The sequence below is a fragment of the Pseudomonas sp. W2I6 genome (genome assembly GCF_030815935.1).
Lineage (GTDB): Bacteria > Pseudomonadota > Gammaproteobacteria > Pseudomonadales > Pseudomonadaceae > Aquipseudomonas.
On record NZ_JAUSXJ010000001.1, the window covers coordinates 2526990 to 2548554 of the forward strand.

General features: G+C 62.2%; 13 protein-coding genes. 3 read left to right on the forward strand and 10 right to left on the reverse strand.

What is annotated here, in order from left to right; translation table 11 throughout:
- Window positions 1–38 precede the first annotated feature (38 nt).
- Window positions 39–998 carry an oxidoreductase gene (locus QF039_RS11915; RefSeq protein ID WP_307518279.1) on the forward strand — a complete coding sequence of 320 codons (960 nt, stop codon included), beginning with the start codon at window positions 39–41 and terminating at the stop codon, window positions 996–998.
- Between the two features lie 58 nt (window positions 999–1056).
- Window positions 1057–2265, forward strand: a complete 1209-nt coding sequence (locus QF039_RS11920; RefSeq protein WP_307518281.1) for a serine hydrolase — start codon at window positions 1057–1059, stop codon at window positions 2263–2265.
- On the opposite strand, the gene QF039_RS11925 is transcribed toward QF039_RS11920, so the two are convergent.
- Together QF039_RS11925 and QF039_RS11930 are read right to left on the reverse strand one after the other, a co-directional pair.
- Window positions 2225–4513 carry an ATP-dependent DNA helicase gene (locus QF039_RS11925; RefSeq protein WP_307518283.1) on the reverse strand — a complete coding sequence of 763 codons (2289 nt, stop codon included), beginning with the start codon at window positions 4511–4513 and terminating at the stop codon, window positions 2225–2227. The genes QF039_RS11920 and QF039_RS11925 overlap by 41 nt on opposite strands.
- Window positions 4510–6159, reverse strand: coding sequence for a VRR-NUC domain-containing protein (locus tag QF039_RS11930; protein ID WP_177117534.1), 1650 nt, complete (start codon window positions 6157–6159; stop codon window positions 4510–4512). Before QF039_RS11930 ends, QF039_RS11925 begins: the two co-directional genes overlap by 4 nt.
- A gap of 188 nt (window positions 6160–6347) precedes the next feature.
- On the opposite strand from QF039_RS11930, the gene QF039_RS11935 reads away from it, so the two are divergent.
- Window positions 6348–6572 carry a YgdI/YgdR family lipoprotein gene (locus QF039_RS11935; protein WP_102369114.1) on the forward strand — a complete coding sequence of 75 codons (225 nt, stop codon included), beginning with the start codon at window positions 6348–6350 and terminating at the stop codon, window positions 6570–6572.
- A 188-nt stretch (window positions 6573–6760) separates the two neighbouring features.
- On the opposite strand, the gene QF039_RS11940 is transcribed toward QF039_RS11935, so the two are convergent.
- The 8 genes from QF039_RS11940 to QF039_RS11975 all read right to left on the reverse strand — a co-directional run bounded on the left by QF039_RS11940 (window position 6761) and on the right by QF039_RS11975 (window position 21275).
- A complete protein-coding gene (locus QF039_RS11940; RefSeq protein WP_307518287.1) occupies window positions 6761–8191 on the reverse strand; it encodes a lipase in 1431 nt (476 codons plus the stop codon).
- Window positions 8192–8370: 179 nt separating this feature from the next.
- Window positions 8371–11481 (reverse strand): autotransporter domain-containing protein, encoded by a 3111-nt coding sequence (locus tag QF039_RS11945; protein WP_307518289.1) that lies wholly within the window; start codon window positions 11479–11481, stop codon window positions 8371–8373.
- A 184-nt stretch (window positions 11482–11665) separates the two neighbouring features.
- Complete coding sequence (locus QF039_RS11950) at window positions 11666–14623, reverse strand: autotransporter serine protease (RefSeq protein ID WP_307518291.1); 2958 nt, start codon at window positions 14621–14623, stop codon at window positions 11666–11668.
- A gap of 233 nt (window positions 14624–14856) precedes the next feature.
- The gene (locus tag QF039_RS11955; protein WP_003217106.1) at window positions 14857–16194 is read right to left on the reverse strand and encodes a TolC family outer membrane protein; all 1338 of its coding nucleotides are present in this window, start codon (window positions 16192–16194) and stop codon (window positions 14857–14859) included.
- A 2-nt stretch (window positions 16195–16196) separates the two neighbouring features.
- Window positions 16197–17531, reverse strand: coding sequence for an HlyD family type I secretion periplasmic adaptor subunit (locus tag QF039_RS11960; protein ID WP_307518294.1), 1335 nt, complete (start codon window positions 17529–17531; stop codon window positions 16197–16199).
- The gene (locus QF039_RS11965) at window positions 17528–19279 is read right to left on the reverse strand and encodes a type I secretion system permease/ATPase (protein ID WP_003217110.1); all 1752 of its coding nucleotides are present in this window, start codon (window positions 19277–19279) and stop codon (window positions 17528–17530) included. Before QF039_RS11965 ends, QF039_RS11960 begins: the two co-directional genes overlap by 4 nt.
- A gap of 104 nt (window positions 19280–19383) precedes the next feature.
- On the reverse strand, window positions 19384–19752 hold the full coding sequence (locus QF039_RS11970) for an AprI/Inh family metalloprotease inhibitor (RefSeq protein WP_050550305.1): 369 nt from the start codon (window positions 19750–19752) through the stop codon (window positions 19384–19386).
- Window positions 19753–19826: 74 nt separating this feature from the next.
- Complete coding sequence (locus tag QF039_RS11975) at window positions 19827–21275, reverse strand: serralysin family metalloprotease (RefSeq protein ID WP_008433780.1); 1449 nt, start codon at window positions 21273–21275, stop codon at window positions 19827–19829.
- Window positions 21276–21565 lie beyond the last annotated feature (290 nt).

Below are 21565 nucleotides of genomic sequence, written 5' to 3' on the forward strand. Positions count from 1 at the left end.
CAGCGAGAGACTCTAGGCCTCCCATAAGGAGATCTTTCATGGCTGACAAACAAACCCCAATTGGCAGCGGCTTCGATGCCGGCACTACCGCCCAGCAAGCCTTGGCGGGCAGCGATTTGCAAGGCAAGACGGTGATTGTCACCGGTGGCTACTCCGGCATTGGCCTGGAAACGGTTCGCGTGTTGGTCGACGCGGGTGCGCAGGTGATCGTTCCCGCGCGGGATCCTGAAAAGGCCGAACGCAACCTCTCGGGCATCATCGGTGTTGAACACGCCAGCCTGGATTTACTCGACCCGATTTCCATCGACCGTTTTGCCGAAAACTTCCTCGCCAGCGACCGGGCATTGAACCTTCTGATCAATAGCGCCGGAATCATGGCCACACCACTGCAACGGGATACGCGAGGTTTCGAAGCGCAGTTCGCCACCAACCACCTGGGCCACTTCCAGCTAACCGCGCGGTTGTGGCCGGCGCTGCGTGAGGCTAATGGCGCACGAGTGGTTTCGGTATCATCCCTCGGCCATCGTCTCAGCCCTGTGCATTTCGATGACCCGCAATTTGAACACCGCCCCTATGACAAGTGGCTCGCCTACGGCCAATCAAAAACCGCCAACGCACTGTTCGCGGTAGCACTGGACCGACGAGGTAAAGCGGAGGGTGTGCGCGCATTTTCCGTGCACCCGGGGGAAATCCTCACCGACCTGATCCGCTACCTGGACAAGGACGACCTGGCATTCGTCGGCGCACTGGATGAGCACGGCAATATCCGCCGCGCCAGTCACTACAAGAGCCCCGAGCAAGGCGCCGCGACCTCGGTGTGGTGCGCTGTCAGCCCGCAACTGGAGGGCATGGGCGGACTCTACTGCGAAGATTGCGATGTGGCCGCTTGGTCGCAGGATGACACCAGCCGTAACGGCGTATGGCCCTGGGCTGTCGACCCGGAGCAGGCCGAACGCTTATGGGCAGTGAGTCAGCAGTTGTGCAATGTCACGTTGTAGTCCGGGACCCCAGCGTTCATATTTGGCAGTCATGCACTGCCAATGAGCGACCTGAACCATGCAGCCTCCTGCCAGATACCTCGTGCCCCTTGCCGCCTCCCTTTGCGCCACCCTCGCCTGCGCCGACAGCCACGACCCACTGCTCGCCAAGCGCGTGGATGCGGTGGTCGACAGCGCCATTGCCGACAATCGCCTGGTGGGCACCGTGGTGCTGGTGCTGCGGGACGGGCAGCTGGTTTATCACCGTGCTGCCGGCTTGGCGGACCGCGAAGACGGGCGCCCGATGACAGAGGACACGATCTTTCGCCTGGCATCGGTGACCAAACCGCTGGTATCCGCCGCCGCGATGCACCTGGTGGAACAAGGTCGCTTGGGCCTGGACGATCCGGTCAGCCGCTGGCTGCCCGACTTCAATCCCAAGCTGGCGGATGGCACCATCCCGGTGATCACCGTCAGCCAGTTGCTTAACCACACAGCCGGCCTGAGCTACGGATTTCTGGAAAGCCCGCACGGACCCTACCGCACCGCCGGGGTTTCCGATGGTTTGGGCGAGCCGGAAATCAGCTTTGCCGAGAACCTGAAGCGCATCGCCAGCGTGCCCTTGAGTTACCCGCCGGGTACCCGCTGGCAGTATTCGATGGCCACCGATGTGCTGGGTGCGGTGCTGGAAGAGGCGTCGGGCCAGCGCTTGCCGGAATTGATCCACGAGTCGGTGACCGGGCCTCTGGGCCTGCGCGATACCGGGTTTGCCGTGACCGACCTCACGCGGCTGGCCGCCGCGTATCAGGATGGATCACCGCAGCCGTTGCGCATGGTCGACAAGGCCACGATCACTTCGGGCAACAGCACCGCGCTGTTTGATGTGCGGCGGATTCTCGATCCCCAGGCCTACCCTTCCGGCGGCGCAGGCATGGCCGGGACGGCAGGTGATATTGCGCGGTTCCTGGAAACCATTCGCCGGGGCGGCGCTCCGATCCTGTCGGCACACAGCGTGCAGTTGATGGTCACCGATTCGGTCGGCGCCAAGGCGCAAACCCAGGACCCGGGCTGGGGGTTCGGTTATGGCTGGGCGGTGCTGGATGACCCGGCGTTGACAGGCACACCGCAATCCCGGGGCACCTTTGAATGGGGCGGCGCCTACGGTCACAGCTGGTTTGTCGACCCACAGCAGAAGCTTACGGTGGTGGCGCTGACCAATACGGCTTACGAAGGCATGTCCGGCCAGTTCACCCACCAGTTGCGGGATGCGGTGTATCCGCCGCAGTGATCGACCACCAGCGCGGCAATAACTGCCGCACCCGCGCTTCGCCAAACCGGTCATCAATCAGCATTACCACCCCTCGGTCCTGCTGGCTGCGGATCACCCGGCCCGCGGCTTGCACCACCTTCTGGATGCCCGGATAAAGGTAGGTGTAGTCATAACCGGCGCCGAAAATCGCGCCCATCCGCAGCTTGAGCTGCTCGTTCACCGGGTTGAGTTGCGCCAGGCCCAGGGTGGCGATAAACGCGCCGATCAGCCGGGTGCCCGGCAGGTCGATGCCTTCGCCGAATGCGCCGCCAAGCACGGCAAACCCGATGCCCTGACTGTGCTGGGTGAACTGGTCGAGAAATGCCTGGCGTTCAGCCTCGGCCATGCCTCGTGACTGCTGCCACAGCGGGATGCGCGGGTGCCGCTCGGCAAGCAAATGCGCCACTTGCTGCAGATAATCGAAGCTGCTGAAAAACGCCAGGTAGTTGCCCGGAGCCTGGGCAAACTGCGCTGCAATCAGCTCGACGATGGGCTCCAGGGACGCCTGGCGATGCACAAACCGGGTGGAGATCCGGTCGACGATATGCACCCGCAGCTGCTCGGCCTTGAACGGCGATTCCACATCCACCCAGGCGGTGTCAGGCGGCATCCCCAGCAAGTCCGCGTAGTAGTGCCGCGGGCTCAGGGTTGCGGAAAACAGCACGCTGCTGCGGGCCGCCGTCAGCCGGGGCCGAATGAATTCGGCGGGCACCACGTTACGCAGGCACAGGTTTGATGAACTGCGCTTGCCGCTGAGTTCGCGTTTGCTGATGTCGAAAATGAAGTGTTCGTTGAACAGCTCGGCGACCCTGGCAAACTGCAAGGCCTCGAAGTAGAAGGCTTGCAGTTCGCCATTGAGTGCTTCGGGATGGTCGTTGAAATATTCACCCATGGCGCTGGTGCACAGGCTCAGCGCCTGCAGCAGTCTGTCGGGTTTCTGGGCGTAGGCCTGATAAGGCGCCACTTGCTCCTTGTGCAGGGCATTCCACTCGCGGTTCAGGCGCTGGAGCGGCTTTTTCAGCGGCTCGGGTGCGATCTCGCGCAGGGTCTTGAGCGTGTACTGGTCGAGGGCCGCGCTGTACATCGAGCGGCCACGCTCCACCAGGTTGTGGGCTTCGTCCACCAGCACCGCGACGCGCCACTGGTTGAGCTGGGCCAGGCCGAACAACATGGCGCCGAAGTCGAAGTAATAGTTGTAGTCGGCGACCACCACGTCGGCCCAGCGTGCCATTTCCTGGCTCAGGTAATAGGGGCAGACGTCATGGGCCAAGGCGACTTCCCGCAGGTTGCGCTGGTCCAGCAGGCGCACGCGGGAAGCAGCTTCGCGTGCCGCCGGCAAGCGGTCATAAAAACCCTTCGCCAGTGGGCAGGAGTCGCCGTGGCAGGCTTTGTCCAGGTGTTCGCAGGCCTTGTCCCGCGCCACCAGCTCCAGCACCCGCAATGGCAGATCGGGGCTGCTGTCATACAGCACCTGCGCCGCATCCAGCGCGAGTTTGCGGCCCGGGGTCTTGGCGGTCAGGAAGAACACCTTGTCCAGCTGTTGTGGCGCCATGGCCTTGAGCATCGGGAAAATCGTGCCGACGGTCTTGCCAATCCCGGTAGGCGCCTGGGCCATCAGGCAGCGGCCGGTGCTGACCGCCTTGTAGACCGTTTCCGCCAGGGCGCGCTGGCCCGGGCGAAACGCCGCATGGGGAAAGCCCAGGGCAACCGCTGCGGCATTGCGGGCTTCGCGCTGGTGCATTTCCTGTTCGGCCCAGCCGAGGAACAGGGTGCATTGCTGCACGAAGAATGCCTGCAGGTCATCAGCCTGAAACCGTTGGCTGAGCAGCGTCTCTTGCTCGCCGACAATGTCGAAGTACACCAGCGCCAGGACAATCTCCGACAACCCGAGCTTCTGACACATCAACCAGCCGTAGACCTTGACCTGGGCCCAATGCAGTTGCCGGTGGTTGGCCGGTTGTTTGTCCAGGTCGCCGCGATAGGTTTTCACCTCTTCCAGCTGGTTGCGGTCCGGGTCGTAGCCATCCGCCCTGCCCCGGACTTTCAACTGCTGGTATTCGCCCTCCAGCGCGACTTCATTCTGGTAATGGGCGCTGCGCCGCGAGGCCACGGTGCGGTGGCCGACAATCCCTTCCTGGGCACTGGGAGACGGGGTAAAGCGCAGGTCGAGGTCGCCGACCTTGGCGGTGAATTCACATAACGCACGCACCGCAACGCTGTAGCTCAAGCGGCCTGCCCCGCCCAGCGCACATAACACACGGTGACGGGCATCTGGTGTTCGCCGCAGAACTCCAGCCAGCGCAACTGGTTGTCCTGCAGGCGATCACCGGGGCCTTTGACTTCGATCATGCGGTAGGTTTTTTCTTCGGGCCAGAACTGGATCAGGTCGGGCATGCCGGCGCGGTTGGCGCGGATATCCAGCAGCAGGCGTTCGAACCAGTGGCGCAGGTGCGCCGCTGGCAGGCAGTCGAGGGCCTGATCGAGCAGTTCTTCGCTGAGCACGTTCCAGAACACGAAGGGTGACTGGATGCCCCATTTGTCTACATAACGCTGGCGAATGGTGTGCTTGTAGCGCCCATCGTCCAGTTGGCCCAGGCACTCGGCGAACAGCTCGGCGCGCCGCAGATGAAAATCCTCGCTGTGCAGGTCTACCGGCCCGCGCTGGAACGGGTGGAAAAACGACCCCGGCAACGGCGCGAAAATCGCCGGCCAGCACAGCAGGCCAAACAGCGAATTGATCAGGCTGTTCTCGACGTAATGCACGGGTGCACCATGGTCGCTGAGGTGCGCCTGTACGCAATACTCCACCGACATCATCGGTTCCGGGGCCGGCAGTTCGAGGTCCAGGCGCACGATCTCGCGGGGTTTTGCCCTGGGCAGCGCCGGCTCGCCGAGCTTGCGTCGCAGCCTGGGTATCACGCGCAGCAAGTGCTGCTGTTCGGCAGCGCTTTCCGGGGCCTGTTGCGCCTCACGGGCCAGCCCCATCGCCTGGGCAAAATCCTCCTGGCGCTCCAGCACCCGGATCAGCCGCGCCCGTGCGCCGGGATAGGTGCAGCCCCGGTAGATAGCTTCCGCCAGGGCCAACTCGGCGCTGCGCTCACAATACTGGCCCACCTGGAACAACAGCTTGGCCCGACGTTTCTCCAGCCAGGGGTTGTCGGTGTGCAAGGTAGCGATTTGTTCCAGCACGCCATCGAGTGCCTCGCCCGCTTCAAAGGCCTGCTGGCACTGATGCAGGAACAGGAAGCCGTGCACATCGTCACGGCTGCGCAAACCGCGGGATTCGGCGCAGAATTCGACTTTCTCGTAGGTAAAGATCCCCAGGTCCGCCAACACAAATTCCGACCAGTCCTGATAGAGATTACCGAAGAACATCAGGCGCAGGCGGTCGCACAGTTCCATCACGGTGAGGCTGTAAAGCTGATCGGCCAGGTCCGGGCACCAGTGCTGGAAGTGACGCAGTTCACAAAACTGCGTTGACAGCGTTTCCAGCCAGTCAGCCTTCCTGGCCTTGGGTTGCTCGATCCAGGGTTTGAACGCCGCCAGGATTTCCGCTTTCTGCAACAGGCCGAACAACTCGGCGAACGACAACAGGCATTGATCCGTCACCCAACCCTGTTCCAGCAAAGGCACAACCGCCTCGTGTACCGCGCCGATCTCGACATAGTTGAGCTTGCCCGCCCGGAAATGCGCGCCCTTGCGCATCACCATGCGTACCAGTAACGCCTGGGAAGCCTGCGGCAAGCTGTCAAATTGCTGAATGAAATGCTCTTCGTCCGGGGCCAGCAAATCGGCATAACGCTGCCCCAGCCAGGCGAGCACTTGGCGGAAGTTATGCAGGTAATAGAGCGGATCTTCTAGGGGATTGGACATTTCAGGCACTGGATCAACCACTGTTTATGCATACAGAGTGCCGTCCCTGACCGACTGTTGCAATCAGTAATAGATCAAAGGCACACGCAACTTTTTGCGTAATAATGATCAGATGGCTGTCAGCCACATTAAATGAGTCTCCCCCGACCGCTCAGGTGCGGGGTTTTCGAAGGATCAGGGTAAGGGTTATGAGCATGAAGAATTTGGGTCTGGCGGTGGGTATGTTCACGTTGCTGGTATTGGCCGGTTGCTCCACGCAGACGGTGGTGACGTTGCAGAACGGCACTCAATACCTGACCAAGGACGTGCCCAACGCGAAAACCGCCGATGGCTTCTACGAATTCACCGATATCGCCGGCAAGCATATTCGCGTCAAGGCCGATGACGTCGCGACCGTGATGAAGGAGAAATAAAAAGTGGGAGCCCGTCGGCTCCCACTTTTCTTTGCCATGATCGTTCCCACGTTCTACGTGGGAATGCATCCCGTGACGCTCCGCGTCACCACTGCGCAAGACATGAACCGTGGGTTGGCCGTTGGACGCAGAGCGTCCGGGGCGGCGTTCCCACGCAGAGCGTGGGAACGATCAATCCGTGGCGCTACTTAGCCGATGGAAACCCCATCGCCCCAAACCCCGGCGAGCCCAACGCCAACCAGCGTCACCGAGTCCGCGCCAAAACTCAGCACGGTATCGCCCCCCACCACCTTGGCGTGGTCACGCCAGTCCGCACTGCCCTCCACACCCCGGAACACCAGCTTGTCGGTCGGCTGATAACCAATCACCCGGTCCTGCCCAAACTGCCCGCCGAACAGAAAGGTGTTATGCCCGCTGTTGTCGCGGATAGTGTCATTGCCCTTGCCGCCCTCGATGAAATCCACGCCCTTGCCACCCTGGATCAAGTCATCGCCATCACTGCCGATGATGAACGTGTTGCCCTTGTGCGGCTCGGCATTGCGGTTGAGGTCCTGCACCCAGGTATTGGCCCGGGCCGGGTCCGACAGGTTGGCCACGATAATCGTCGAGTCCCGGCTGGTCAGGTCGTAGAACTGCGAGTCCAGGACCCGCGTCATGCCATCCCCATACCCGGTGGGCAAATGAGAAAGCCAGGTGGGAACATTGACGATGGAAAACGGCAGGACATTCCACAGCGTCGACGCGTAGTGATCGTTGAAGCTGACGATATTGTCCGTGGTCGACTCATGGGGCTTGTCGTGCACGCCCAGTGACGAGAAGTTGAACGACGAGCCGTCCAGCGCGCGAAACACCGGGTCGTTTTCATAACCGATGTTCAGCACCTTGTCGCCGGCACTCTGGGTTGGCGAGGCATAGGCCACATAGTTGGAGTCCTTGTAGAACCCCGACCATTTATTGCCGCTCAGGTCGGCCATGCTGTTGACCGCCAGGCCACCCAGGCTATGACCGCTGACCACCACGTCCTTGCCCGTCAGGCCATGACTGCCGGCATACGCCGCGACATCCTTGAGCAAGGTGCCGAAGGCTTCGCCGGCGTAGTTTTTCGCGTAGTCCTTGGGCCCCAGCGCCGCCAGCAGGTCACTGACCAGATCGCCGATGGAGTCGCTGATCAAGGTTTCCCGAGGCCCCGAAGTCCCGCGAAAACCAATGCCGATTTCCAGCAGCTTGCCGTCGCCATCGTACTTGCCCAGCACTTCCACCTGCGCTGTGGTGTAGCCGGGCTTTTCACCGAAGAACGTGCCCCGGGCGTCCACCTTGCCGCCGTAGCCCAGGGTACTGGCGCTGATGGGCGTCCAGCCGGCCTTGTTGACCGCCTCAAGGGCGGCTTTTTCCGAGTCGGGGTTCCAGGGAATCCCTGGAATAACCCCCTGTGAATCGGTGCTGCCCAGCAACGCGCCCACCAGAGTGGCGGGCAGCCCCAGGCCAAAACCGTTGTGCTGGTAACCCACGGCAAAGCCGTTGTCCAGATTGTGATAGGAGTACAGCGTGATCGCCATGGCATCGGCGAACAACGCTTTGGAGCCCTCGGTGCCGAGGTTTTTATAGTCGAAAACACCCATGGTATTGCCTCTCTTTTGTCGGAATTGTCGAGAAAGCCGAATCTGCACAAATGGACGATTGGAACCGGATCAATGTGGGAGCGGGCTTGCTCGCGAAGGCGGTGGATCAGTCAACCCATCCACCGACTGGTACACCGCTTTCGCGAGCAAGCCCGCTCCCACATTTCGAACCGCAGTGTTTAGAAAGCCCAGTCCAGGCTCAAACCCACCCCATGGACTTTCTCCTTGCTGGCCAGCAGGCCGTTGTAATCCAGATTCACCTTCGCATCCTTGCTCAACGCCAGGCTGACCCGCGCCCCCACCAATGCCGCATCACGCACCATCGACGAACTCTCCACAGTGAACGAAGGGCCGCCCGAGGCAAACGCCAGGTGCCGCTCGGAATCGACGCTGCTCAGGTTGTGCTGCCAACCCAGGGTGCCGGAAAGCTCCAGTTGCTGATGGTCATTGATATTCAAGGTTTTCAGCGCTCGAGCACCCAGGGTACTCAACACCACATCGCGGCTGTCATCCCGGCCCTTCAAGGCCGCCGCATCACCCTTCTCGGTAAACCCATCGGCATCCAGATGCACGTACGCCAGGTTGGCGAACGGTTCCAGGGCCAGGGGTTGCAGGTTCAGGCGATACGCCGCTTCGGTAAACACCTGGGTACTGCGGGCATCCACCTTGGCTTTCTGCTTGCCAGCGACTTCACCGTATTGCAGCTCGCGCTTCACATCGGCGCGGTGCCAGCTGTAGGTCGCACCACCGCTCAAGCGCAAGGCACCGATTTCATGCCCGGCATACGCACCCAGGTGATAGCTGTCCACCGATGCCCGGGAATGGGTGTCGCTGCCCATGTTCAGCGACGTGTCGCTGTACCCCGCCACCAGGCCTACACGGGTGTCTTCATCCAGCGCGCCGTCCACACCCGCCAGCATGCCGCCGATGGAGGTGGTGTAGCCCGCCGTATCGTTGCCGCTGTTGGTCTTGCCCCAGGCGCCCAGCGCCTTGACCCAGACGTTGCCACGGCTGTCGACGGTCTGGCTCGATGCGCCCATTGCCCCTTGCTGCAAACGCTCGCCCACGGCTTCGCGCAGGTAGCGGTTGTCATTCACCAACGCGGTTTCCAGCGCCGGGTAGATTTCCCCGGACAGCTGCTGGAATGCACCCTGGGCCGAGGCCGCATTCGGCGCCAGCAACAGGCTTTCGTACACGGCGTTGCCCGCGCCCAACTGCTCGGCAGCAGCGGCCACCGAACGTTGGTTCGGGGTGGCGGCCACACTGGCAAAGGTGTTGGCATTGCGCCCCACATCCAGCTGCACGCCGTCGGCGGCGTAGTTCAGGGTGCCGCCGATAAACAGATAGTTGGGCAGCACCGAACCGAAGCTGCCGGTAATCCCGCCTGCAGCCTGCAGGATGTTGTACTGGCGACCGATCAGGCTTTCCGCCTGGGTCTGGGTCAACAGCGTCGGGCTGTTTTCCAGGGCCAGGGTCACCGTGCCGCCGCTGAGGGTGGCCTTGCCACCGGCGACGATGCGATCACTGTTGGTGGCCGACAACTCCACCGCATAGGTGGAGCCCGCCGCGAAGCTCACATCCCCGGCCACGTTCAGGGTGCCGATGGAATTGCCCGGCGCCACGGTACCGCCGCTGTTCGCTGTCAGCGAACCAATGCGCCCGGAACCACCCACTACGCCGCTGCTGCTGACGGTAACGTTGGAGGTGATCGAGCCATTGATCGCCAGCAACCCTTGGTTGACCAGGGTCGGGCCGCTGTAGGTGTTGGTGCCGGTCAGTACCAGCGCGCCAATGCCCTGCTTGGTCAGGCCGCCATGCCCGGAGATATCGTTGCTCCACACATCCAGCCCGCAATGCACATCGGTGCACGTGCGCTGGGTCGGTTTGCCGGCATCCACCACGGCGCCAATCCCTGGCAGGTCTGCGACAAACTGGCCGGAGCCGTAGGCGCCGTCGATACGAAACTCCGCCGGGATATCCTCAGCCGTCACAAACATCCCCGGGCCGTTGATGGCCTTGCCCAGGTTGATCATGCCCCAACCGTACAGCGAGTCGATGCCCGGTGCGCCGAGGTCGGTCGCGGTGGTTTTCAGCAGCGTGGAGATCTGGTCGCCGCTCATGTACGGGAAGCGCTCCATCAACACCGCTGCACTGCCGGCCACATGCGGCGCGGCCATGGAGGTGCCGTTGAAATTGGCGTAGTCGGTGGTCAGGTTTTCCAGGGAGGTGCCGTTGATCACCGAGCTGTAGATCTTGGTGCCAGGGGCCGCGACGCAAAAGCTGGCGGCATACCCGCAGCGCGAGGAAAACGTACTGATCACGTAAGGATCGGAACTGGCGGTGTCGGGATTCTGTTGCAAGGCCGCCACCGACAGCCAGTTGGGTGCAATCTCCGGCACGAAGTACGCCAGGCCCGAGATCGCATCCGGGTTGTTGCGGTTGTAGTCGTTGCCGGCGGCAAAGATCGTCAGCACGCCGCTGCGGGCCGCATCAATGGCGCCCTGATAAGCGCCACCTGCGATCGTCCCAAGGATCGGCCGAATGTTATTGAACTGCGCCTGGGCTTCATTGACCGTGAAGTTGGGGAATGCCGGGTCACGTCCACCCTTGGCGTACTGGTCACCGATGCCGATGCCCCAGCTGTTGTTGATAATGCGTGCGCCGCTGGCCACCAGCGCGTCCCAACCGGCTTTGTAGACCGCACCGTCGTTGCCCAGGATAATCCCGTCTTCGGGGCCCGGGTCACCGTTTTCGGCGCTGATAATCTGCGCATCGAACGCCACGCCGTGCATTGGCCCGCCGTCGCGGTTACCCGCGGCGATGCCGCCTACGTGCGTGCCGTGATTGCCGAGCTTGCCGTTGGAACCCAGGGAAGGCGTGCCGTCGTAGCGAAACGCATCCCCGGCCTTCACCGGGATGTACGGGTCGGTGTATTGGCGAATGCCTTCGGTCACGATCGTGACGACTTTGCCGGGGCTGGCGAATTCCGGATGCTGGGCATACACCGGCTGGTCGAAGATCCCCAGCTTCACGCCCTTGCCGGTGTAGCCGGCGGCGTAGGCGGCATCTGCATGCACGGCGCCCAGGCCCCAATCGGCCTTGAATTCATTACTGCGCCAACTGGCAGCATCTCCCAGTTTTCCGGTTTCCACGTAGGGTGCGGCCTGGGCGGTACCCAGGCTGGCCAGGCAACACAGCAACGCGCCGTATGGCACGCAGCTCAGGGCCTTGAGCGGGTAGCCCGGGCCTGTTGGGATGGCGGATTGAAACCCTCGTTTTGCTTTTTTCACGGTGACCTTCCTTAGTTTTTATTGCACTTGTATAAATCACGTTTCTCCCAAGCGTCGCCGACCCCATGTGGGAGCGGGCTTGCTCGCGAATGCGGTGGCTCAGTTACAGGTGCGTCGACTGACACACCGCATTCGCGAGCAAGCCCGCTCCCACAGTTGACCTCTTTCGGTCTCAGGATCTTGCTCAGAACTGCCAGTTCAGGCTCAACCCCACACCCTGGATTTTTTCCCGGCCAGCCAATTGGCCGGTGTAGTCGAGGTTGACCCGTGTGCTTTTGCTCAACGCCAGGCTCGCCTGCACGCCCACCAATGCCGCGTCGCGCATCAACGGCGAGCTTTGCACCGCAAACGACGGCCCTCCGGCGACAAACGCCAGATGCTCTTCGGATTCAACGGCACTCAGGCTGTGCTGCCAGCCCAGCGAGCCGGAAACGTCCAGTTGCTGGCGGTCATTGAGGGGGAAGGTTTTTGCCGCCCGCAGGCCCAGGGTGCTCAGCACTGCATCGCGGCTATCGCTGCCACGCTCCAGCGCGGCGGCGTCGCCTTTCTCGTGAAAGCGCTCGTTGTCCAGATGCACGTAAGCCAGGTTGGCGAACGGCTCCAGCGCCACCGAGGACACGTTCAAACGGTAGGCCGCTTCGGTAAATACCTGGGCGCTGCGCGCATCCAGCTTGGTCTTCTGCTTGCCGCTGACTTCGCCGTACTGCAAGTCGCGTTTCACGTCGCCGCGATGCCAGCTGTAGGCACCGCCGACGCTCAAGCGCCAATTGCCCAGCTCATGCCCGGCGTAGGCGCCGAGGTGGTAGCTGTCGATGGACGCCGATGAATGCGTGCCGCTGCCCATGTTCAGCGAGCTGTCGCTGTAACCGGCCACGAGACCGGCACGGGTCTGCTCGTCCAGCGCGCCGTCGACACCGGCCAGCATGCCGCCCAGTGAGCTGGTGTAGCCTGCCGTGTCGCTGCGGCTGTCGGTCTTGCCCCAACTGCCGAGCGCCTTGACCCACACGTTGCTCTCACCGGTAACCGGCGTATGGCGCAGGCGCTCGCCCACGGCATCGCGTACCTGGCGGCTGTCATTGATCAGCATTGTGCCGATGGCCGGGTAGATTTCTCCCGACAGCTGCTGGAAACCCGACTGCGCCGTGGCTGCCGAGTCTGACCGCAGGATGCTTTCGTACACCGGATTACCGGCGCCCAACTGCTCGGCGGCCGCCGCCACCGAACGCTGGTTACGAGTGGCACCGACACTGGCGAAACTCGCATCACTGCGGGCAATGCCCAGTTGCACACCGTTGGCGGCATAGTCGAGGGTGCCGCCGAGGAACAGGTAGTTGGGCAACACGGCACCGAACTGGCCCTGGACCCCGCCAGCCGCCTGGAGGATGTTGTACTGGCGCCCCACCAGGCTTTCCGCCTGTTGCAGGCTGAGCAGGGTCGGGCTGTTTTCCAGGGCCAGGGTCACGGTGCCGCCGCCGAGGATTGCCTTGCCCGTGGCGACAATCCGGTCGCTGGTGGTGGGGGTGAGTTCGACCGCATAGGTGGAGCCGGCGGCGAGGTTTACATCCCCGGCCACCTGCAAGGTGCCCACGGAATTGCCCGGCGCCACGGTGCCGCCGCTATTGACCTGTAACGCTGCGATGCGACCGGAGCCGCCCAACGTGCCGCTGTCATTGACCGTCACCGCGGACGTCAGTGAGCCATTCACCGCCAACCGGCCGCCATTCACGGTGGTCGGGCCACGGTAGGTGTTGTCGCCCGCCAGGATCAGGCTGCCCGCACCGGATTTGGTCAGGCTGCCTTCGTAGATACGCTGGGCCGCGGCTGTCGCACGGGCAGTGCCAACGGCATAGTCCGTCTGGTCCTGCTGACTCGCGCCGGCGCCCACGCCGTTCTCCCAGCCCTTGTCGCGCAGGGTTTGCTGCCAGGCCAGAGTTTCGGCCCTGTCTTCGGCCTGACGCTGGATCAGCGCCTTGTCGGAGATCGCATTGCTCCACACATCGCCCTGCCCGGCCGCCAACGTGACATTCATCGGCCCGAGCAATTGCCCGGGCCCGTGCATTGCTCGGCCAAGGTCCGGCACGCCCCAGCCGACCTGAGTGGTCGGTGCATCGGTGACCGCGCCATTGAGCTGAGTGGCCGTGGTCAACAGCACCTGCAAGGCCTGTTCGTTGTTCAGGTATGGATAGCGTTCCATCACCAGCGCCAGTGCGCCGGTGGCATGGGGCGCCGACATCGAGGTGCCGGATTTCACCCCATAACCGCCATCGGGAATGGTGCTGTTGATCAACGCCCCGGGGGTGGAAATGCACCAGTACTTGGCGATGCCGCACTGGTTGTATTTCTGGTTGTTCGCCTTGTCCAGGCCCGATACCGCCAGCCAGTGGCCTTCCAGCTCCGGCTGGAAATAAGGCAAGGCCGAACGCACGCTGGCGTTGGCGTAGCCGCTGTTGCCAGCACTGAACACGTTGATCACCCCGGCCTTGGCCACCTCCGCAGCGGCATCCAGCCAGGTGTTCTGGTTGTAGTGCTGGGCATAGGCAGCGTGCAGGTCGCCAATGGTCTGGTAGCTGACATCCTTGGGTTGGCTGCCCCAACTGTTATTGATCGCGCGCACGCCGGAATCCACCAGCGCGCTGTACAGCGCCTTGAAGTACTTGGGGTCTGGCGTGGGGCCGAACAGGAAACTGTCATTGGCGTTGGTGTTGCCGACGTAGATCTGCGCGTTGTACGCCACGCCGTGCATGCCCACGCCATCGCGGGCTGCGCCCATGGTGCCGGTGACGTGGGTGCCGTGGGAGTCATTGTTTGGGTTGAGCGCGCCGGTGGTCGTGAAGGGGCTGCCATCGACATAGGTGCCACTGGCGGTGACCGCGTGATAGCGGTCTTTTGAGGCTTCGGGATGGTTGGGGTCGAAACCCGAGTCCAGGGCGCCGATCTTCACGCCACTGCCGGTGATGCCGCTCGCATAGGCCTCGTTGGCTTTCATCCGGTCCAGGCCCCAGTCGCTCTGGAACTCGGCGGTGCGCCAACTGCCGGGGTCGCCGACTTTTCCGGCTTCGATGTACTGCCCGTGGGCCGCCACTGACAGCAGCAGCAAGGAGCCTGCGGTGAAGGGTTTGAAGCAAGGTGAACCAGTGATCATGAAGAGTCCCTTTTCTTATTGTTGAAATACCTGTGGCGAGGGAGCTTGCTCCCGCTGGAGTGCGCAGCGCTCCCAAGATCTTGGGGCCGCTACGCAGCCCAGCGGGAGCAAGCTCCCTCGCCACAACAAGCGCCCTTGCCACAGAAAACTCCCTTGCCACAGAAAGCTCCCTTGCCAAAACAAGCGCCCATGCCACCAAAGCTCCCTTGCACCAAGTGCTACTCGTCCAGGCATCAGCGGCTCTCAGGACCAAACGCCTCGTCCACCTTGGCCAGGTCGGTGTCACGCAAGTTGCCCGCGTAGTAATGCAATTTGGTCCAGGCCATCAGGTAGTCGTACCGTGCCTGGGCCAGGTCGCGACGGGTGCTGTACAACTGCTGCTCGGCGTTCAGCGCATCGAGGTTGACCCGCTCGCCCCCGAGGATGCTTTGCTTGGTCGAGACCACCAGCGCTTCAGCCGAAGTCAGCGCCTTTTGATACGCCCGCAACTTGCTGACGCCCGACAGGCAAGCACTGAACTGGCGTCGCAGTTCGATCAGGGTTTCGCGGGTCTTGCCTTCCAGTTCGTACTCGGCCTGCTCCATGGCGCGGCTGGCCTGGCGGGTGGAAGCCGAGACGCCGCCACCGGCATACAACGGCATGCTGACTTCGATGCCGATGGTGTTGGTGTCGTAGCGCTGGTTGTAGGTGTTGCCGCTGTCGGATTCCTGCTGGCGCGAGCTGGCATACGCCGTGATGCGTGGCAGGTGCCCCGAACGGTTGCGCTCCACTTCATAACGCGCCACTTCCACGGACTGGCGTTGCGAGGCCAGGTTGGGGTTGTTGGTCAGCGCCAGTTCGTGCCAGGTGTCGTAATTGGCCGGGGTCAGGGTGAAGGCGGCAAACCCCGGGTTCAGCGGCGCCAGGTCGTTGATGTTGACGCTCTGCACGCCAATCAGCGCCCCGAGTTCGCGCAGCGAGGCGTCCTGTTCATCCAGCGCCTGGATTTCCTCGGCAGTCGCCAGCTCATAACGCGACTCGGCTTCCAGGATGTCGGTGCGGGTGCCCTCACCCTGCTGGAACAGATGCTGGTTCTGCTGGAACTGCTGCTCGTAGGCCTTTTTCTTGGCGCGGGCAATGTCGATCTGGTCCTGGGCAAACAACGCCTGGGTGTAATAGGTCAGCACCCGCACCAGCAGCGCCTGGCTCTTGTCGCGGAAGCTCTCGTCGGCAAACAGTGCCTGGGCCACGCCCTTGCGGTAGTTGGCATAGGCTTCGTAGTCGAACAGCGGCTGTTGCAGGGTGAACGTGGAGCCATAGCTGTTGTAGTTGCGGTCATCGTGATAATTGCCGCCGCGCCCGTCGGGCAAGGTGGCCTGGGAGTTGTTGCGGCCCTTGTTGTAGTTGTACGAGAGCTTGGGCAGCAGGCCGGCGCGGCCGATGGTGCGGTTTTCCAGGCCGGCGTCGCGTTCCTTGATGGCGCCGAGGAATACCGGGTCGTTGCGCAGGGCCTGTTCGTAGACATCGAACGGGCCCATGGCGGCCTGGGCGCTGCCGCAGGCGAGCAGCAAGGCGATGAACATCGGCTTCATGCTCATTCCTCGGTCAATGCCGAGCCGGCGCGGTCCAGCAGCGGCTTGAACAGGTAATTGAGCAAGGAGCGCTCGCCGGTGCGGATGAACATCTCGGCGGGCATCCCCGGCTTGATCACCAGGCCATGGAGTTTCTCCAGGGCGCTGCTGCTGACGGTGGTGCGCAGCACGTAGTAAGGCATGCCGGTTTTTTCGTCGAGCATCTGGTCGGCGGAGATCAGGCTCACCTCCCCCGGCACCCGCGGCGTGCGGCTCTGATTGAAGGCGGTGAAGAGAATGTCCACCGGCAAGTGCGCACCGACCTTGTCCACCAGGTGCACTGGCAGGCGCCCTTCGACTTCCAGGCGGGTGTCCTGGGGCACGATTTCCAGCAGGGTTTCACCGGCACGCACCACGGCGCCTTCGGTGTGCACGCCCAGGTTGACCGCGATGCCATCGGCGGGCGCGTTGATCTCGCTGTGCTGCAGGTCGAAACCGGCGGAGGTCAGTTGTTGTTCCAGGGTCAGGCTGCGCAGCTGCGCGTCGGCCAGTTGGCTGCGCACTTCCCTCTGGTACTCCTCGCTGTGCTGCTGCAACTTGAGGCGCGATTCGAGGATGCCCTGCTCCACCCGCCCGCTTTCGCCGGTGTTCTGCGCCAGGTCCTGTTGCACCTGGGACAGTTGCCGCTGGTACTCCATCAGCCGGTTGCGCGGGATGTAGCCGTTGTCGGCCAGGGGTTGCAGGTTGTTCAACTGGTCTCGCAGGGATTGCGCTTGGGCGGTCAGGTCACTGCGGGCGCGGCGCATGCCGTTCAGTTGCGCCGTAGCGCCTTCGATACTGGCGCGAATCCCGGCCTGTTCCCGGGCAAAGGCTTCGCGGCGGCTGCTGAACAGTTGACGCTGGCCTTCGAGGACCAGTGCCAGGGCTTGGTCCGGGTTGCCGCTCAATTGCGCCGGAAAGGTGATCGTCGACTGGTTATCCCGCTCGCTCTGCCACCGTGCCACGCTGGCCCAGGCCATGCGGTACTGGGCTTGCAGGGAGTGCACGTCGGCCTGGTTCTGCGTCTGGTCGAGACGGAACAGCGGTTGGCCCTGCTTCACCGTCTCGCCCTCACGCACCAGGATCCGGCTGACCACGCCGGGGCTCAGGGTTTGTACCGCCTTGCGCTTGCCCGAAACCACCACCGTGCCTTGTACCGGGATCCCCTGGTCCAGCGGCGCCAGACTGGCCCAGAGGAAAAACCCGCCGGCGCCGACCACCGTCAGCAGCCAGCCCATGCGGGCGAAGAAACGCGCGTCGTGCTCGGGGTGGGTCTGTTCGTAATCGCGGTTGATTTGAATGCTGCTGTCGCTGCTCATGCGCCTGGATTCCTTCCGGCTTGATACTGACGGCTGAGGCTGACCCCGGCCTTTTCTCGTGGTGCTTCCTGCTGGCCGGACAGTGCGCGCAGCACGTCCTGGCTCGGACCAAATGCCTGCAAACGACCTTCGTTCAGCACCAGCAGCTTGTCGGCCTGGGCCAACGCCGAGGAACGGTGAGTCACCAGCACCACCGTGCTGCCCTGGGCTTTCATCTGCATGATCGCGCTGGCCAGGGCGGCTTCACCCACGGTGTCGAGGTTGGAGTTGGGCTCGTCGAGCACGATCAGGCGTGGCCCGCCGTACAGCGCGCGGGCCAGGGCGACCCGTTGTTTCTGTCCACCGGACAGGCCGCTGCCCTCGTCACCGAGCACGGTGTCGTAGCCGTGGGGCAAGCGCAGGATCAATTCGTGCACACCTGCCTGTTGGGCGGCCTGCACCACTAAATCCGGGTCGGCTTCGCGAAAGCGCGCGATGTTGTCGGCGATGCTGCCGCTGAACAGTTCGATGTCCTGGGGCAGATAACCGATATGCGGCCCGAGGTCGTCGCGGTCCCAGCGATGAATGTCGGCTCCGTCCAGGCGCACGGTGCCTGCCAGGGTTGGCCACACGCCTACCAGTACGCGGGCCAGCGTCGATTTGCCGGAGCCGGAAGCACCCAGCACGCCGAGCACTTCGCCCGCAGTCAGGTTGAAGCTGACTTGATGCAAGGTTGGCACACGTCGCCCCGGCGGGCCTGCGCTGACTTGCTCGAAACTCACATTGCCCTTGGGCGCCGGCAAGGCCATCTGCTCGCCCTGGGGCGGAAACTCGCGCATCAGGTTGTCCAGGCGCTGGTAGGCCAGCTTGGCCGAACTCCATTGCTTCCACACGGCAATCAACTGGTCGATGGGGCTCAACACCCGGCCCATCAAAATGGAGCCTGCGATCATCATCCCGGCGGTCATGTCGCCCTTGATCACCAATAGCGCACCCAGGCCCAGCACCAACGATTGCAGGCACAGGCGCAGGGATTTACTCAGGGAACTGATGATCGAGCCGGTGTCGCTGGCCTTGTTCTGCAGGCCCAGGAACTGCGAATGCACCTTGAACCAGCGCTTGCGCAATGCACCGAGCATGCCCATGGCCTGGATGGTTTCGGCGTTGTGCAGGTGGCTGGTGGCCAATTGGGTGGATTGCTGGGAATAACCGCTGGCTTCACCCAGAGGCTTTTTGGTCAGGTATTCGTTAAGGCACGCCAGGGCAATCAGCAGCACGGCACCGGCACTGGCCAAGACACCCAGCCACACGTTGAACAGGAAAATCACGAACAGATAGATCGGAAACCACGGCGCGTCGAAAAACGCGAACAGCGCAGGCCCGGTGATGAATTGGCGGATGTGGGTCAGGTCCCCCAGGGATTGCCCGCCATGGCCTTCGCCCCGTTGCAGGTTGCGCTCGAAAGCGGCCTTGTAGACCCGCAGGTTGAAACGCCGCTCCAGTTGGCTGCCGATGCGAATCACGATAAAGCTGCGGATCACCTCCAGCACACCGATAAAGGCGAAGAACCCCACCACCATCAGCGTCAACATCACCAGGGTGGTTTCGTTCTGTGAAGACAGCACGCGGTCGTAGACTTGCAACATATAAATCGACGGCACCAACATCAATACGTTAATCAATGCCGTGAAACAGCCAATACTGATCAGAATACTTTTGTAGTCGCCGAGTGCCTTGAACAGTGGTGCAACGGGAGTGGTCTTCGCCATGTTGCCTGATCTTCCCTGAGCCGAATGACGCGCAATAGTTTACCGAGCGCCCCAATAAGGGGCGGGCAAACATTAAAATCGGGTTATATCGTTATAACGAACTATTACGGTGCACGTTGCAATATCAATACCGCGCCGTTTTTTGCGCGACCTTCATATTCGCCTTCTTTCTGGCGATTCAAATGGGTTATGCCGGTGCCTTCGGCATTCATCAGCCAAATACCATCGGGAGTAGGCGTCCAACTAACGGGGGCTTCCCCCAGCCATTGTCCGGCGCACTCCACATCGCCCCCTAACGCGTTAGCCTGCTCAATCAAGTCCAGTGCGCACACCTGCTCTTGCTGATGCAGCGCCCAATGCCCGGCCAACTGCGCGGAAGTAGGTAAAACCAGACTGCTTGCCATTGCTGTGGCTCCTGCCGACATAAGCAACACCTGGAAACTCCAGGCCACGGTACTGCGAAATAGCGTCATCACCTTCGCCCGTTCATGGGGTGGATGCAAGGGCAGAGGGCGGCGCGTGTGCGCCACCCTCCTTTACGCGTGTATCAGGCCACGATGTCGGTGACGGCTGCCTGGCCAACGGTGGTGACGAGGAAATCCGCCACGCCGTGCCCGGAGAAGTCCACGGCCAATGTGCCCAGGTTGGTACCCGAAGCGTAGGACAGCACCGCGTCGCCGGCATGACCGGTAAACGCGTTGACGAAGGTCAGGCCTGCACCTTTGGTGATGCCGGTGAGGTCGATCTTGTCGGAACCCGAGGTGAAGTCGAAGATCTTGTCGGCCGCACCCGGCTTGGAGTCGGAGCTGGCGCCGAACACGAAGGTGTCGTTGCCTGAGCCGCCCCACAGCTGGTCTGCACCGCCGCCGCCGAAGATGATGTCGTTGCCGGCACCGCCCTTGAGGACGTTGGCGGCTGCGTTACCGATCAGCAGGTCGTTGCCCGAACCGCCGATGGCGTTCTCCACGGTCACACCCTTGGCGATGGAAACGTTGCCCACCAGGCCGCCAACGTCAGAGAACGAGGTTTCATTGAGGTTGATCTTCTGGTTCTGGGTAAAACCGGAGAAGTCCAGGGTGTCGTTGCCGCCACCGTCCCATACCGAGAACACCAGCTTGTCGGCCGATGAAGTGGCGCTGAGGAAATCACGCCCGGTGTTGGAGTTGAAGCCGTAGGTGGTGTCACCGGCACGGGTGTTGTAGTTGGCGCCGTAGAGCTTCTGGATCGCGGCGATGTCGTCGATCAGCGGGCCGGACGAGTAGGCTTCTACCCCGCCTTTGCTGAAGTTCTGGTTGGTGTTGCTCTCGCTCCAGTAACTCATGACGCTGTAGCCACGCGTGTCCTGTCCATAGTCCGCGTCTTTGTACGAAGGGTTGCCGGTCCCGGCGTTGTAGTCGCCAGGGTGGTCCAGGCCCAGGGTGTGGCCGATTTCGTGGGTCAGGGTCTGCCGGCCATAGTTGTTCAGGTCCGGGGTCTTGTTCGGCGTGTAGCTGTTGTTCGTCAGGTACCAGGAAGTGCCGTCAAGGCCGCTTTCGTTGTACTTGGCGTTGGTGCCTGGCAGGTAGGCAAAGGCCGCTGCGCCGTCCTGGCCGCCGCTGTAGTTGCCGAAGGTCATGTGGAAGTCACCGCCCGAGGCTTTCTCGGTGAAGGTGACATTGGCCACATCGGCCCAGGATTGCATGGCCAGTACGGCCTGTGCTTTCTGCTGGGTGTTGAACTGGCTGAACCCGGTGATCCCATGCTTGTTCATGGTCGCGTTCGAAGCCGAAGTCAGGAAGGTGTAGGTGAGATCGATCTTGCCGTTGCCATCCACGTCCCGGTACGCGGCGTTCTCACGCAGCAGGTGGTCGGCGGCCTGGTCAACGGTGAACGACGGTTTGCCATTGACCGTGAGGTTGCCACCGCGGTCGTATTGATGGCTAAAGCTATCGATCTGGGTGTAAGCGGTACTTGCTTGAGCCGCCGACACAATAGCTTTGTCTTTTACTTTTGACATAAACGTACTTCCTTGTTTGCAAGTGGAACAGTTTTTGTCCGACCGGACCCACTCTGGCGAGTAAGTCCGATCACTCGCCCCTTTTGAAGGCGAAAGAAAACTGACACAACCTGAAATCATTCGTCCAGCGGTTTTTATCCAAGGATAAAGTTGGGCCGGCGAACAAAACCTGCAAACACTGGCAAATAGCGCATTATTAAAATCCAGCTATTTAAATATTAAATACTCCTAAAGACATTTAGCCACGAATGGATCCAAAGTATTGACTGAGGTGCACTAAGAAAGTGTCA